Here is a 14,545-nt window from a genome sequence, read left to right as displayed (position 1 = left end):
CCGACAACTATCTTGCCGCACTCAAGATTGCGGCGACGAGGATATGGATTGCCTCAGCTAATGAGTCCGCGCCCTAGTTGGGGGAGACACTCATGAAAGCTCTTTGTTGGCACGGAAAAGGCGATATTCGATGTGATAGCGTTCCCGATCCTCAGATTGAAGACGGCCGCGATGTCATCATCAAGATGACTGCCTGCGCGATCTGCGGCTCGGATTTACATCTGATGGACGGCTACATTCCCTTTATGGAAAAGGGCGACATTCTTGGCCACGAGTTCATGGGCGAAGTAGTCGAGGTCGGCCGCGACAACAAGAAGCTGAAGGTCGGTGACAGGGTCGTCGTTCCCTTCACCATCTGCTGCGGCGAGTGCCAGCAATGCCTCAAGGGCAACTGGTCGGTGTGTGAACGAACGAACCGTAATGCCGACAATGCGACCAAGGCGTTCGGTTATCCGACGGCCGGCCTGTTCGGTTATTCGCATCTCACCGGTGCTTATGCTGGCGGCCAGGCGGAATATGTTCGGGTGCCCTACGCCGATGTCTCGCCCATCATCATCCCGAACGGTATGAGCGACGAGCAGGCGCTCTTCCTGGGCGATATCTTCCCGACGGGCTGGATGGCCGCAGCGAACTGCGAGATCGAACCGACAGATATCGTCGCGGTCTGGGGCTGCGGTCCCGTCGGTCAGTTCTGCATCAAGAGCGCCCTGATGCAGGGAGCAGCGCGTGTGATTGCGATCGACAACGTGCCGGAGCGCCTTGCGCTGGCACAGCAGGCCGGTGCGGAAATGATCAACTTTGATGACGAGGACGCGACCATTCCCGATCGGATCAAAGAGATGACCGGCGGACACGGCGCGGACAAGTGCATCGACGCCGTCGGCGCCGAGTCCCATGCGACGGCATCGTTCGACGCGGTCATTGACAAGGTCAAGGCAGCGACACTCCTCGGGACAGATCGGCCGCATGCGCTTCGAGCCGCTATCATGGCCTGCCGTCCCGGAGGCATCGTGTCGGTTCCTGGCGTCTATGGCGGGTTCCTCGACAAGATCCCCTTCGGTGCTGCCATGAACAAGGGCCTGACCATCCGCACCGGACAGACCCACGTCAACCGCTACTCGCTCGACCTGCTGCGTCGCATCGAGGAAGGCGAGATCGATCCGAGCTTCATCATTACACACCGGGCGAAGCTCGAGGACGGCCCTACCCTCTACGAGGCCTTCCGGGACAAAAAAGATAACTGCATCAAAGTTGTCCTGACGGCCTGACCGCCTAACGAAATAACTAAACGAGGAGACAGATATGACCGATGAAACGAGAGACATCTTTGTTACGGGCTTGAGAAATGCTCATGCAATGGAAAACCAGGCCCTGTCAATTATGAAGCCACAGCTGTCACGGATCGAGAACTATCCCGAAGTCGCAGCGAAACTTGAACAGCATATCCGCGAAACGGAAGGTCAGATCGTCCGTATCGAAGATGTCCTGGCAGGGCTTGACGAAGACCACTCGTCGTTGAAGGACATGGCGCTTTCGTTCACTGGAGCCATGGCTGCAATGGGTCATACCATGGCGGGCGACGAAATCTTGAAGAACTCCTTTGCCAATTTCGCCTTCGAGAATTTTGAGATGGCCGCCTACAAGTCTCTTTTGACCGTCGCGGAGGCAGGCGGATACGCCGCTGCCACGTCAGCGCTGCTGGCCAACCTTGCCGAGGAGAAGGCCATGGCGCAGTGGCTCGATGATAACCTTGTTTCGGTCACGGCAAAATTTCTGTCGCTTCGGGAAGCAGGCGAAAAGGCGAAAGTCTAGAGCCGCCATCGTGACGCTTGGGATGTCCCGTTTCCAAAGCCATACTCCCGCCCCGAAAGACGGCGAGGGGAGTGACGTTGGGAACATTTTCGTGAACGCGGCGTTGAATTGCGTGAACAGATTCCCGCCGAAGGAGGATATAATGGCCGAGAAGACGTTGGACGACCTGTTCCTTGACACGCTCAAGGATATTTATTTCGCCGAAAAGCAGATCCTGAAGGCACTGCCGAAGATGGCCCGTGCTGCGCAATCGGAAGAAGGCAAAGCCGGCTTCCTGCAGCATCGCGATGAAACGCAGGGCCAAATCGAGCGTCTCGAACAGGTCTTCGAACTTGTAGGCAAGGCCGCCAGGGGCAAGACCTGCGAAGCCATCCAGGGCATCATCGCCGAAGGCGAAGAGATCATGGAAGAATACAAGGGCTCCGTTGCCCTCGACGCGGGCCTGATTTCCTCGGCGCAGGCCGTCGAGCATTACGAAATCGCCCGTTATGGGACGCTGATCGCCTGGGCCAAGCAGCTTGGGCTCAAGGAGGCGATCCCTCTCCTCCAGGCAAACCTCGCAGAAGAAGAGGCGACCGACCAGAAGCTGACGAAGCTCGCTGATGACTCGGCAAATCCGAAAGGCAAAAAAGCCGCCTGATCATTCCGCTGTGTCCTGAAAGGCCGCCCCACCCGGGCGGCCTTTTCTCTATGAAACATCACAATCAAGAGGAACGACAGATGGTCAAGAAGTCGACACCGCCGAAAGCAGCGGGAACTTCGCCCAAGACGCCGGTGGCCAAGACCCCGAAGCAGTCGATAGCCAACACCGTCACGATCCATGACCAGCAGCTCCATCGCGGAGAAGGCGGCGAACTCCACCAGTTTGCTGAGGATGGGCATGATGTTTTAACGACAGCCCAGGGCGGTCCAGTGGCTGACGACCAGAACACGTTGCGTATCGGCGCTCGCGGTCCACTCCTCATGGACGACTTCCATTACCGCGAAAAGATGTTCCACTTCGACCATGAGCGCATCCCCGAGCGAGTGGTGCACGCGCGCGGCTATGGCGCACACGGCTTCTTCGAAACCTATGAATCGCTTGCGGCCTACACGCGGGCCGACCTGTTTCAGCGGCCAGGCGAAAAGACACCGGCGTTTGTCCGGTTCTCCACGGTTGCCGGCAATAAGGGCTCAGCCGATCTGGCCCGTGACGTCCGTGGTTTCGCCGTCAAGCTCTACACGCAAGAGGGCAACTGGGACCTGGTCGGCAACAACATTCCGGTGTTCTTCATTCAGGACGCCATCAAGTTTCCCGATGTCGTCCATGCCGCAAAGCAGGAACCAGACCGCGCCTTCCCACAGGCGCAGACTGCCCATGACAATTTCTGGGACTTCATCTCGCTCACGCCAGAGAGCATGCACATGGTCATGTGGATCATGTCGGATCGCACCATTCCGCGCTCCTTCCGCTTTATGGAGGGGTTTGGCGTGCACACTTTCAGGTTCGTCAATGCCAAGGATGAGTCCACATTCGTCAAGTTTCACTGGAAACCGAAGCTCGGCCTGCAATCGGTCGCGTGGAACGAGGCGGTGAAGATCAACGGCGCCGATCCTGATTTCCATCGCCGCGATCTCTGGCAGTCGATCCAGTCCGGCAATTTTCCGGAATGGGAACTGTGCGTTCAGCTGTTCGATCAGGAGTTTGCCGACAACTTCGACTTCGACATTCTGGACCCGACGAAGATCATACCGGAGGAAATCTTACCGGTTCAGCCGATCGGCCGCCTTGTTCTGGATCGCATGCCCGACAACTTCTTTGCCGAAACAGAGCAAGTTGCGTTCATGACCCAGAACGTGCCGCCAGGCATCGATTTCAGCAATGACCCACTGCTGCAGGGGCGCAATTTCTCCTATTTGGACACGCAGCTGAAGCGTCTCGGTGGACCGAACTTCACCCATCTTCCGATCAACGCGCCGAAGTGTCCGTTCCACAATTTCCAGCAGGACGGCCACATGGCGATGCGCAATCCGGTCGGTCGAACGAACTATCAGCCCAATTCCCGCAATGAGGGACCGCGCGAGTCGCCAATAAAAGGCTTCCGGCATTTCCCTTCGGAAGAACAGGGGCAGAAGGTTCGGCTCCGTCCGGAAAGCTTCGCCGATCACTACAGCCAAGCTCGACAGTTCTATATCAGCCAAACCCCGCCCGAGCAGCGCCACATCGCCATGGCGCTGACCTTTGAGCTCAGCAAGGTGGAGGCGCCGGTCATTCGCGAACGCATGGTGTCGCATCTGATGAACATCGATGAAACGCTGGCGACGACCGTTGCACAGAAGCTCGGCTTCCAGTCCATGCCTAAGCCGGCCGATGCGGCGATGCCGACGCGCCAGGACCTGGAGCCATCGCCCGCACTCAGCATCGTCGAACGCGGGCCCAAGCGTTTCGAAGGTCGCAAGCTCGGGATCCTGATCACTGATGGGGTCGACATCAAATTGCTGAAGGGCCTGACCACGGCAATCACCAAAGAAAAAGCCGTATTCGAGTTGATCGCTCCAAAGGTCGGGGGCGTGACCGCATCCGACGGTTCGTGGATCGAGGCGCATCACATGATCGACGGCGGGCCATCTGTCCTCTTCGATGCCGTGGCCATTCTCACATCTACCGCTGCGATTGACGATCTGGTCAAAGAGGCGACTGCGCGGGACTTCGTCGCCGACGCTTTCCAGCACTGCAAGTTCATCGGTTATGATCAATCGGCCCTGCCGCTGCTGGAAAAAGCCGGGATTGCTGGTGACCTCGACGAGGGTGTTCTCGCATTACCAGGAGAGGACGGCATGTCCGCCTTCGTTTCGGAACTCGGCAAGCTCCGTGTCTGGGGGCGCGAGCCGTCGGTGAAGCTTGGCAAGGCGTCTCCGCCGATCAAGTAGTTGCTTGGGGCGCGGATCTCCGCACCCCAACTCATTCACAACGCTTGGATCGTTATCAAGCGATATTCGTAGAAGCGGATTGGCGCGGCGGGTCGCGATCAATCAGTTTTCGCTTATAGAAGCCATCTTAGGACGGAGTGGGCGTCACTTAGCGCACCAACGTTTCGATTTCACAGAGGTCGTTTCGAATAGCTGTCGCAGCGACCCCTGCCTGCCCCATTGCGTGGCTGATTTGATCGAGACCAATCACAACGTCGCCAGCAGCGTAAAGACCTGGAACGCTGGTTCTTTGATGAGCATCGACGTCGATACAGCCCTCCCCCGAAACACGGGCTCCGAGCTCTGCTGCCAAGCCTGAACGAATGTCTGAGCCAAGGGCCGGATAGAGGGAAGCGAACGCGTAGGCTCTAGTGGCTGTTGTAACGGTAATCATATCGGCATCTGGTTCGACTGACACCACTGGTCCTGCCTCGACCTTGATGCCAAGATCTTCCAGGTCTCTTTGCTCCTCGTCAGAAAGGTCATGCTCGCCATCAGGCGCAACCAGCGTCAGATCCCGGGTGAAGCTTCTCAGGAACTTCGCTTCCTTGAAGCCCTTCGTGCCTGTTCCCAGGACGCCCACCGGCTTGTCCGAGACCTCGAAACCGTCGCAAACCGGGCAGTATCGGAGGAGCCCGCGAGCGACAGCGTCATCGTGCTTATCGGGCGAGATCGGTGGCCGACGGTTGACAACCCCAGTTGCCATAAGGACGGTGCGGGAAAGCACCACGCCGCTGTCGAACCGGAGCATGAAATGGTCATGCTCCCTTTCGAGGGTCATAACCTTGCTGGCTTGAACCAAAGCGCCGTACCGCTGAGCTTGCGCACGCATTCTTGACAACAATTCCGCGCCATTGATCCCGTCTGGAAACCCTGCATGGTTATGCGATATCGGGATCATCGCCGCCCGGCTGGTCCGATCATCAAATATCGTCACCGAGAGATGATAGCGAGCCAAATAAATTGCCGCCGTTAGGCCGGCCGGACCGCCTCCGATGACCGCACAGTCCCATACCCTCTTTTCCAACTCGGCAGTCATGATCGTCCTCCATCTGAATGCGGCCGTGTCCACGAAATCCCGAGGCCCTAACCAGTCAATTGGGCGGCGCACGCCGACCCGCCGGTACTGAGCTCGACCCACAGCAGGGACCAGCCTTCTCCTTTCGTCGGTTCCTTGTAGTATCCCTGACCCTCGAATTGCATCAATCGTGTACGCTCAACGATTGGTTTCGCCAGGCTAGCGCCCGGAAGGCCTGATCCAGCTAGATATGCATCCAGTTCATCCAGCGTCCCGATGTTCTCGTGGGGCGGCCTCCCGGGTGCCATGACTTTCCAGGCATAAAGCGACATTTGTTATCACGCTTTATATTGGGTTAGATTTTTGGCGAAACTCGTGTGCCGGCGGGCCGACAGCTGCTATCACTTTTCGTCGCCGGCTGGTGTATACTTGCTAACGAATGTGCTTGCCGGGCCCTTGGAGACGACCACTTCACCGTGGACACCGTCGCGGCCATATCAACATCGTCGAGATCAAGATTCCGGTCGGGGATTGTCCTTGGCGATCGCCGGCGTTGAAAACGAGGCGGTCTTGGGATCATCATGGGTCATTCTTACATCCTCCTATCAGTGCCGCGCTAACCGGGTTGCCATCTGCAAGTTCCGCAGGACGGAACATAAACCTTGCCAGTTGGTTACCTTCCGCTAAGGCAGGAGACACGAATGGCCGTTCAGCTTTCGCTCGAGGACATTGACATTGCGCCCACAACCGAAACGGCTTCGGGCGTACTCGCCTTCGCACCTGACCTTGCCTATCTGCGCCTTTCGATCGTCAATGTTGTTTTCTACGGAGATCCAACGAGGGGTGACGGTTGGGTTCTGATTGACGCGGGCCTACCGACCTCCAAAGGCAGCATCATTGATGCCGCGGACCATCGCTTTGGCCGTAACACCAGGCCATCAGCCATTATCATGACACATGGCCATTTTGACCACGCCGGATCGCTTGAAGCATTGGCGCGGCATTGGGAGGTACCAGTTTACGCCCATCCTCTGGAATTTCCCTACCTAAACGGACGGGCCTCCTATCCACCGGCAGATCCTCTGGTCGGCGGTGGCCTGATGGCGTTGCTCTCTCCCCTGTTTCCGCGTTCGCCCGTCAATGTCGAGGAGTCGCTGAAGATACTTCCGGCGGACCGCACATTGCCGGCGATGCCGGGATGGGTATGGCTTCATACGCCTGGGCATGCGCCTGGCCACATCTCGTTATGGCGCGAGAGTGACCGCACTCTGATTTCTGGTGATGCAATCGTAACAACAGGCCAGGAGTCGGTTTACGAAGCGATTATGCAGACCCCCGAGATGCACGGACCGCCACGTTACTTCACACCCGACTGGGACGAGGCCGAACAATCGGTCAAACGCCTCGCCGCATTGGAACCCGAGTTGATCATCAGTGGCCATGGCCAGCCAGTCAGAGGGCCGAGCGTGAGGAGACGGCTGCACGAGCTGGCAACGAATTTTCGAGATATTGCTGTCCCTGAAGGGCGGAGATATGCCAATGACCCCGCTAAGCCGGGCAAAAGCGGAAACGACACCTATCGATAGAGGTCAAGACTGCCGCGACGGTCGTTAAAAACTCCGAGGCCGCGCGTTAGTCGGAACATCAGGCACTGCGGAAACCTCACAACGATCTTTGCCAGCTATCTTTGCTTGGTACAGCAAGCGATCTGCTTGAGAGATGAAATAGTCGAGATCGTCCTTCCTCGCAGACCACACGCCGCCGACGGTCGCACGAACGTTTGCAAAGGCGTCGCCGATTGCGATTGGAATGCGCATGGCCTCCACTGCGCGCCGCGCGATGGCGCTGCCGGATGCCAGATCTCCTGCCACCACGATTACGAACTCGTCCCCGCCGGTCCGGGACACGAGGTCGGTGTCGCGGACAACGCTCCGCAATCGCGTTCCCGTCTCAACGAGAACCTTGTCGCCCGCGGGATGGCCATGCGCATCGTTCACCGTCTTAAACCCATCGAGATCGAGAGCCAAAAGCGACCAGCCGTTCGCCGACGGCATCTGCTGGAAGCGGGTCGCCAAACCCCGCCGGTTCAGGAGGCCGGTCAGCAGATCAGTCTGCGAATTGCGTTCCGACGCCTCTAGTCGCCTATGCTCTTCCGTAAAATCGATGGCGACGCCGACGATCCTGCGCGGCGTGCCATCCGGGTTTCGGAGCAGCCGCCGATCGCAGCGGATCCACTTCTCCCCCTCGACCGTATCAAGGCGATATTGAGCAACAGACTGATCGACGCGCCCGGCTAGCAGGGCGTCAAATCCGCAGCCTCAGCGTCTTCAGGATTTACCTTGTCCAGGTAGCGCTTAAGATCGAACGCAGCGGCGTCCGGGCCGCCGATGAATTGAGCAAGACGGTGAGACGTCTCGAACTTTCCAGCCGCCACGTCCATATGCCAGAAACCTCCAGGAACCGCTTCCATGGCAAGCTCGAGTTGGGCGGCTTTCTCCGCGAGCTGACGCTCGTGTTCCTTGTGTATAGTCACGTCCTCGATCTGCGAAAGGAAACGGACTTTGCCTGACGCATCGCGTATCGCGGCTACATGTATGAGAACGTCCACGACTACGCCGTCTGGCCGCACGTAGCGCTTCTCGATCGTGTAGCCGTCCCTCATCCCCGCCAGCACCTCACGGAAAAGCAAAAGGTCCGCCTGCAGATCTTCAGGGTGAGTGAAATCTGCGAAAGGGGTTCCTGGGAGTGGTTGGAGAGGGATCCCGACAAGCTTTGAGAAAGCGTCATTGCCGCGCAAAATGCGTCCCTCGACGTCCACGATTGCGATCCCAATCGGCGCGTGGTCGAAGGCGAAGTCGAACAAAGCAAGGCGAACTTCTGCGCTGTCGCTGGCGAAATCTCCTGTCTTCATAGCCGACCTCGTATCTGCTGTGCCCGTTGGCGGCTTCTCCCTGCTAAGATAGGTGCATCACGAAACAGAACAAGCAAGCGTCTTTGGAGCTCGGAACGGCTTCATATCGCAGCCACAGTTGGTAGCAGCCATGGTCAAAGCTTTCAGACCAGCCGAAAATGTATTGAGGGAGCATCTCATAGATGAATCGGTCCCGACGTCTCCGGCGATAGTCACCAAAAGACAAGGCACAATGCCTACGCTGGAAGTCCCGACGACCCGGCATTGGCGATAGCCAGACGCTGAGCGGGCCGAATATCCAGGGCGGCAAAGCAACTCTCGAGAGAGATTATAGGCCCAGCGACGGAATTCGTGCCCACCCGCAGCATCAAATTGCCCTCTCGCGAGTTTTGTATTAACCCATCAGGATACAATCATACGCACAGATCAATGGCTTTCTCTTCTCATTATCGCACTGATGATGGGCGCGTTCCTATGGGGGCGATATCGGTACGATGTCGTGGCTGTCGGATCCCTTCTGGCGGCGATCGCTGTGGGTATTGTACCGGCGCATGATGCGTTCTCGGGGTTTTCAGATGACATCGTCATTATCGTCGGTAGCGCGCTGGTCGTCAGCGCGGCCATTTCAAGATCAGGACTAATGGATGTTGCGTTGCGGCGCTTGTCGCCCGAGCGGCGCGGCCCGCGGACGCAGCTGATCATTCTGGTGATCATAGTCGCCGTCCTGTCCGCATTCATCAAGAATATCGGCGCCCTCGCAATCATGATCCCGGTTGCCATGCAGATGGCCCGGAAATCGAGCGTGTCGCCGTCTATGTTTTTGATGCCGATGTCGTTTGCGTCTCTCCTCGGCGGACTGATGACGCAGATCGGGACATCGCCGAACATCATCGTATCCCGGGTTCGCGAAGAGATCACCGGTCAACCTTTCACCATGTTCGACTACACCCCGGTCGGGCTGGCACTCACGGTGGCGGGCGTCCTTTTTCTCGGCCTCTGTTACAAACTGCTTCCAGAACGAGCGCGGCAGGAAGCCTCGATGAATGAGGCGGTAAAAATCAAAAACTACACGACCGAGGCCCGCGTAACCTCCTTGTCTAGTGCCATCGGCCAGTCCCTGAGCTGGCTGCAAAAACCAGGTGGTGGCGATGCGATGGTCACGGCGATCATCGGTGACGGGGGTCAAAAGCGAACCCCGCTTCCTGATACCATCCTGAAAGACGGCGACCTTCTGATAATTGAGGGTGAGCAAAGTGCGCTCGACAAGATCGTCAGCGAGGCGAAGCTCCAGTTGTCGGATCGCGTCGTGGGGCCGGATGAGGCCAAGGACATGACGTCTGTCGAAGCGATCGTCGGCGAGCATTCACGCCTTATCGGCCTGAGCGCGAAAGACGTTTCGCTCTTTGACAATACCGGTCTCAACCTTCTCGCCGTCAGTCCTTGCGGCGGCGATGGGCGCAACGGCGTTCGGGGGTGTGCCCGTTGCGGCTGGATTTTTCGCGGCCGCATTCTTCATGGTCGTAAGCGGCTCTCTGCCGCTACGCGAGGTTTATCGCCACCTCGACGCGCCTATCCTGATCATGCTTGCAGCCCTGATTCCGATCAGCGACTCGTTGAAAACCACCAGGACGACGGACATCATTGCCAATCTGCTTTCGCGGACGGCGGAAATGCTGCCGCCCTACGGGGCGCTGGCGCTGATTATGGTCGCGGCCATGGCCGTCACGCCGTTTCTCAACAACGCGGCTACCGTTCTGGTTATGGCTCCGATCGCTGCAACCTTTGCGTCGAAGCTCGGGTTTCAGCCGGACGCATTTCTGATGGCAGTCGCAATCGGCGCCGGTTGTGATTTTCTAACGCCTATCGGACACCAGTGTAACACGCTGGTAATGGGTCCGGGGGGATATCGGTTCGGTGACTACGCCCGATTAGGACTGCCTCTGTCCTTCATCGTTCTCGCCGTCAGCGTTCCAATGCTGCTGCTTGTCTGGCCGATATAGCCCGCGACGACGCGGTTTTAAGAAAACATTCTGCTTTGGAGGACTCGCCATGGAAACGTTGATCGGCGCAACCCGGGAACCGAAACGGGTATCGGAGAACGTCCCGGTCCGCCCCTGCCATTGACTTCATCGGAGAAGGTCAATGCGGTCATCCATTACTATCGTGGGGAGATGGGCAGGATGACGAGCTGGCGGGATCGGATTGACCGCACTTCCAACCGAGCAATCGCAGTCGTCGCAGCATTGTTGTCGATCTCTCTGTCGACACCGACATCGCATCATGGTGTCATCCTTTTCGGCATGCTGATCGTCTCGCTGCTCCTGCTGATCGAAGCCCGTCGATACCGGTTCTTCGATGTTTATCGCAGTCGTGTCAGGCAGCTCGAACGGTATTATTTCGCGCAGGTGATGAGCCCGCAGGCGGAGCTGACGGCAGACTGGGCAAGCGCGATCGCCCAAAGTCTCAGGAAACCGACGTTCTTCATCACTTATCGCGAAGCTGTCTTTCGGCGCATTCGGCGCAATTACACCTGGATGTTACTGAAGGCGATACACCTAAAGCCATCCCATTTCGGCTCGTACTGCCAGCCATCCCCGGGCGGCAGAGCTTTAGCCGATTTGGCTTCCATCGGCTCCGTCTCGATGGAAAGGCCATATGATGCTGCAGGTGAGTGATCGGCCGCGCTGGACATCGACAATGTTACCAGAGCCTTCTTGAGTTGGCGTCTCGTGTGGCAACATGTACCAGAACCGCAGTCGACAGAAGGATGGTGGAGACCAGAGCCGCTATTGATAGCAATCCGCCATTGGTAATTCGAGCGCCTGCCTTCAAACCGGCGGTCTCGGTGAATGCTAACGAAACCTTCGCACGCTGACGTTGATTTAAAAAGCCCCCATCACGAGAGCCGTCCGGCAGGGGAACCTCTCGATGGCTCATCGTTTCTTCTCCAGATCGGCCTCGACTTTTGTACGGCTGTTGCCGACGGCCTTGACGGCACTTTTTACGGCATCCGTTGTAACGCCCTCTTTTTTCGCTTCGTAGCGAACCTCGTGGTCCTGACCGCCTGCGACGCGTGTCCGGTCTTGTGCTCTGCCTCTTTTGGTGCTCGACACGTAATCTTCTCCTATTTTGAACGAGTGAACTTCCCACCAGTTTGGAAGTTCCACGCTGGCAATTCCGCGGGTCAGTCAGCCCTTGGAAAGCTCAAGAAGTTCCATGAGACGCCTGGCGTTTTTGATCGAATGGCCATCGCGATCGTTGTTGAAATAGGCCCACACGGTCTTGGCACCACTTCGCCTGATGCGCTCCACCCATACGATGAGTTCATCGTCTGTGTAGTCATGCCGATACCACTGCGTTGTCCCATGGAACCGGACGTAGATATCGTCGGCAGTCCGGACCAGTTCGTCGGGCAACCGCGGACCACTGCAAGAACAAAAAATCGCCCCTGCTTCCCTGAAGGCGTCAAAGACCTCGTCATTCCACCAGCTCTTGTGGCGAAATTCAACGACATTCCTGCGAGAAGGATCGAGCTGCGACAGGATCGAATCCAGCATGGCTGGCGTATAGCGCACGCTTGGCGGCAGCTGAAACAGGAAGCAGCCCATTTGCGGGCCGAGGAGGTCAGCGATATAGCCAAAATCCTCAATCAGGGTTCTTGTGTCCTCAAACCGCTTGAGATGGGTAATGAGCTCGCAAACCTTGATGGTATAAACAAAACCTGGCTCGGCCTGTCGAATCCAGGTCTTAACGGCTCCAATCGTTGGCCAGGAATAAAATGGAGCATTCAGCTCGACCGTTTTGAAATGGTCCTGGTAGATCGCAAAATACTGGCCCGACGGGACATCGGCAGGATAGAATTTGCCCTTCCAATGCCAGTAGTACCAGCCGGAGCATCCGATATGGACACCACCGGCCATCCGATCCTCTTTCGGATCAGCAGCCGGCTCGGAATTGGCAAGCCGCAACTGGTGCATTTTAGCGGCTCGATCGATATTCGCATCGCGTTGCTTCTGGCGACGCTCGGCGCGCCTTGCCCGTCGCGCCGCAACGTCTTCGGCGGTGCGCTCGGCCATTCTAACCCTCCCCCTGGCATGATGAGCGGATAGCATGAGTAGGCGAGCTCACGAATGATCGCATCACGAGTCCTGAGAGATTTCCTCGAGCACTTCAGTCGCCAGATCGCCCTGATGCTCGATCGCAATGTCGCCAAGCGAGATGATGCCGGAAAGCTTGCCATCGCCGTCGAATACGACCAGCCGGCGCATCTGAAGCTCGGCCATCCGTCTTGCGGCCTCGGCAATGTCGTCGTCTTCCAGGCAGCTTTCGACCCCTTCGGTCATGGCGTCGCAAACCGGCGTGAAGCCGTCCTTGCGCTCGGCCATGACGCGTACGACGATGTCCCGATCGGTGATCATTCCGACGACGACATTATCCTCGATAACCGGAATGGCGCCGCTGTCGATCTCGGACATCATTCGCGCCACGTCTTCCACTGTATCGGTCGGCTTGGCTGATATCACCTGAACCGTCATGAATTCTCTTACCTTCACACGTACCCTCCCATGGACTTTATTTGACCAGTTTACCCGGTAGCTTCTGGCCGCAGCCTCATGCCTCAACGACAACTGATAACCTCCGGAACTGCGGACGGTTCCCTTCTTGCAAACCGTAACCAGACTGTTGCCGCTGCGCACTCGACAAAGGTGCTTCGCAATGTTTCTATCGCCGAAAGAAAAGGGGTTGCGCTTATTTTAGTCGAAGACGAGCCGCTCGTTCTGATGAGCACGACCTATGTTGGAAACCATGGGCCACGAGGTTCTTGAAGCACCGAGCGCTGAAGCGGCGCTTTGTTCGAAAATGAGGACATCGATGACCTTATGACGGACCATGGCCTGCCCGGCATGTCGGGAGCTGAACTTGCAGTGGCGTGCAGGCGCCAGAGGCCTGATGTGGGTGTTATCTTTGTTCAGGCGCGGTGGAAGTGCCCAACGAAACGGCGCTGGAAACCGCGATCGAACAGGTTCGAAAGCGTCTCTGCCTGAGAATAACAAGTCAGGCTATTCCATGCCGGAACCCGTTGTTAGCGGGCAGCAACGACTAAAGTTGTTGGCACGCCACGGCTCAACGAATTCGCCACCGTGCAGACCGCCCAGGCCCGGTCGATTAAGGTCTGCGCGTCGAAGCCGTCGAGTGTCGTGCATCTCACGGACAGGACGGCACTGGTGGCTACCAACGGCGCACCGTCGAGTTCGAGTTTCACAGTCACTTCTATCTCGCCAATGGCGACACCAAGATCGTGTGCGACATAGCGGAGATCGTTGCAGTAGCAACCGCCGACGGCCAAGGCCAGCAACTGCCCGCCATTGAAGCCGAGGCCCATGCCACCAGCCTTGCCGTCTGGTCTGTCGACCACGACTGTGTGGCCGCCGGCCCACCCGACTGCCGCCTCGGTGCCCGGCACGTTCCGCAATTCCACGACCGACTGGACCATTTCAGCGTCCTTATGAATTCGGCGCCAGCTTCTGCCGACTGCAAAGTATGTCAACCGAGAAACGCGGCCCGGCCGACAAAAACCGGCCGAGGCGCTCAGCTCCTGCACCGATACTCCCAACTCGCCCACCCCTTCTGTCGCTCGATAGCGACACGGTCGCCGCGATTAGAAAAAGCTCGTTCGAGACGCGGCCATCTTCCGAAACGCGCACCGTTTCGGAGGCGAGTGGCTTCGCGTGGGTTCTGGCTTTGTACGAGAGGCAATTCTCGGTCTCTCGATGCTCTTGATGTTGGAGTGGACGGCCCCTTAACGGCATCGAAATGTGCCATGATGAGCTGTTGAGATCTCAATCGAAGGGGCC

12 protein-coding genes and 2 pseudogenes are annotated in these 14,545 nt (G+C 57.7%); 7 read left to right on the top strand and 7 right to left on the bottom strand.

Annotated elements, in window-relative coordinates; all coding sequences use genetic code 11:
- Positions 1–92: 92 nt before the first annotated feature.
- From AAIH70_RS30690 to catE, 4 genes are all read left to right on the top strand, one after another.
- Positions 93–1,268, top strand: a complete 1,176-nt coding sequence (locus AAIH70_RS30690; protein WP_430038089.1) for a zinc-dependent alcohol dehydrogenase — start codon at positions 93–95, stop codon at positions 1,266–1,268.
- Between the two features lie 34 nt (positions 1,269–1,302).
- Positions 1,303–1,812: a ferritin-like domain-containing protein gene (locus AAIH70_RS30685; protein WP_430038086.1), complete on the top strand. Its 510-nt coding sequence runs from the start codon at positions 1,303–1,305 to the stop codon at positions 1,810–1,812.
- A 139-nt stretch (positions 1,813–1,951) separates the two neighbouring features.
- Positions 1,952–2,452: a ferritin-like domain-containing protein gene (locus tag AAIH70_RS30680; RefSeq protein WP_430038098.1), complete on the top strand. Its 501-nt coding sequence runs from the start codon at positions 1,952–1,954 to the stop codon at positions 2,450–2,452.
- Positions 2,453–2,532: 80 nt separating this feature from the next.
- Positions 2,533–4,722: a catalase C gene (gene catE, locus AAIH70_RS30675; protein ID WP_430038084.1), complete on the top strand. Its 2,190-nt coding sequence runs from the start codon at positions 2,533–2,535 to the stop codon at positions 4,720–4,722.
- Positions 4,723–4,870: 148 nt separating this feature from the next.
- Here the strand turns inward: catE and AAIH70_RS30670 are convergent, their stop codons facing one another.
- Entirely contained in the window at positions 4,871–5,800 is a 930-nt protein-coding gene (locus AAIH70_RS30670) for an NAD(P)/FAD-dependent oxidoreductase (protein ID WP_430038081.1), read from the bottom strand.
- Positions 5,801–6,480: 680 nt separating this feature from the next.
- Between AAIH70_RS30670 and AAIH70_RS30665 the strand changes: the two genes are divergently transcribed.
- Positions 6,481–7,365, top strand: coding sequence for an MBL fold metallo-hydrolase (locus AAIH70_RS30665; RefSeq protein WP_430038078.1), 885 nt, complete (start codon positions 6,481–6,483; stop codon positions 7,363–7,365).
- 24 nt (positions 7,366–7,389) lie between these two features.
- On the opposite strand, the gene AAIH70_RS30660 is transcribed toward AAIH70_RS30665, so the two are convergent.
- Together AAIH70_RS30660 and AAIH70_RS30655 are read right to left on the bottom strand one after the other, a co-directional pair.
- Complete coding sequence (locus tag AAIH70_RS30660) at positions 7,390–7,944, bottom strand: GGDEF domain-containing protein (protein WP_430038095.1); 555 nt, start codon at positions 7,942–7,944, stop codon at positions 7,390–7,392.
- A gap of 128 nt (positions 7,945–8,072) precedes the next feature.
- Positions 8,073–8,690: a PAS domain S-box protein gene (locus AAIH70_RS30655; protein WP_430038075.1), complete on the bottom strand. Its 618-nt coding sequence runs from the start codon at positions 8,688–8,690 to the stop codon at positions 8,073–8,075.
- 415 nt (positions 8,691–9,105) lie between these two features.
- Between AAIH70_RS30655 and AAIH70_RS30650 the strand changes: the two are divergent.
- Positions 9,106–10,690: pseudogene (locus AAIH70_RS30650) on the top strand (SLC13 family permease).
- A 90-nt stretch (positions 10,691–10,780) separates the two neighbouring features.
- A pseudogene (locus AAIH70_RS30645) lies at positions 10,781–11,314 on the top strand (DUF2270 domain-containing protein); the annotation flags it as partial.
- Positions 11,315–11,623: 309 nt separating this feature from the next.
- Here AAIH70_RS30645 and AAIH70_RS30640 read toward each other — a convergent pair.
- The 4 genes from AAIH70_RS30640 to AAIH70_RS30625 form a co-directional block, all read right to left on the bottom strand.
- A complete protein-coding gene (locus AAIH70_RS30640; RefSeq protein WP_430038092.1) occupies positions 11,624–11,803 on the bottom strand; it encodes a DUF3606 domain-containing protein in 180 nt (59 codons plus the stop codon).
- Between the two features lie 75 nt (positions 11,804–11,878).
- Positions 11,879–12,766: a DUF72 domain-containing protein gene (locus AAIH70_RS30635; protein WP_430038072.1), complete on the bottom strand. Its 888-nt coding sequence runs from the start codon at positions 12,764–12,766 to the stop codon at positions 11,879–11,881.
- A 63-nt stretch (positions 12,767–12,829) separates the two neighbouring features.
- A complete protein-coding gene (locus AAIH70_RS30630; protein ID WP_430038069.1) occupies positions 12,830–13,225 on the bottom strand; it encodes a CBS domain-containing protein in 396 nt (131 codons plus the stop codon).
- A 548-nt stretch (positions 13,226–13,773) separates the two neighbouring features.
- The gene (locus AAIH70_RS30625; protein WP_430038066.1) at positions 13,774–14,184 is read right to left on the bottom strand and encodes an OsmC family protein; all 411 of its coding nucleotides are present in this window, start codon (positions 14,182–14,184) and stop codon (positions 13,774–13,776) included.
- Positions 14,185–14,545: the final 361 nt, after the last annotated feature.

Origin of the sequence: Neorhizobium sp. BT27B, from assembly GCF_050455485.1 — a bacterium.
Lineage (GTDB): Bacteria > Pseudomonadota > Alphaproteobacteria > Rhizobiales > Rhizobiaceae > Neorhizobium.
This window is presented reverse-complemented; position numbering and strand designations above follow the sequence as displayed.

What these genes read in the sequence shown, in the direction of transcription:
- catE (WP_430038084.1), top strand. Translation starts at nt 2,533, where the DNA reads ATGGTCAAGAAGTCGACACCGCCGAAAGCAGCGGGAACTTCGCCCAAG.
- AAIH70_RS30665 (WP_430038078.1), top strand. Translation starts at nt 6,481, where the DNA reads ATGGCCGTTCAGCTTTCGCTCGAGGACATTGACATTGCGCCCACAACC.
- AAIH70_RS30635 (WP_430038072.1), bottom strand. Translation starts at nt 12,766, where the DNA reads ATGGCCGAGCGCACCGCCGAAGACGTTGCGGCGCGACGGGCAAGGCGC.
- AAIH70_RS30625 (WP_430038066.1), bottom strand. Translation starts at nt 14,184, where the DNA reads ATGGTCCAGTCGGTCGTGGAATTGCGGAACGTGCCGGGCACCGAGGCG.
- AAIH70_RS30670 (WP_430038081.1), bottom strand. Translation starts at nt 5,800, where the DNA reads ATGACTGCCGAGTTGGAAAAGAGGGTATGGGACTGTGCGGTCATCGGA.
- AAIH70_RS30685 (WP_430038086.1), top strand. Translation starts at nt 1,303, where the DNA reads ATGACCGATGAAACGAGAGACATCTTTGTTACGGGCTTGAGAAATGCT.
- AAIH70_RS30690 (WP_430038089.1), top strand. Translation starts at nt 93, where the DNA reads ATGAAAGCTCTTTGTTGGCACGGAAAAGGCGATATTCGATGTGATAGC.
- AAIH70_RS30630 (WP_430038069.1), bottom strand. Translation starts at nt 13,225, where the DNA reads ATGACGGTTCAGGTGATATCAGCCAAGCCGACCGATACAGTGGAAGAC.
- AAIH70_RS30655 (WP_430038075.1), bottom strand. Translation starts at nt 8,690, where the DNA reads ATGAAGACAGGAGATTTCGCCAGCGACAGCGCAGAAGTTCGCCTTGCT.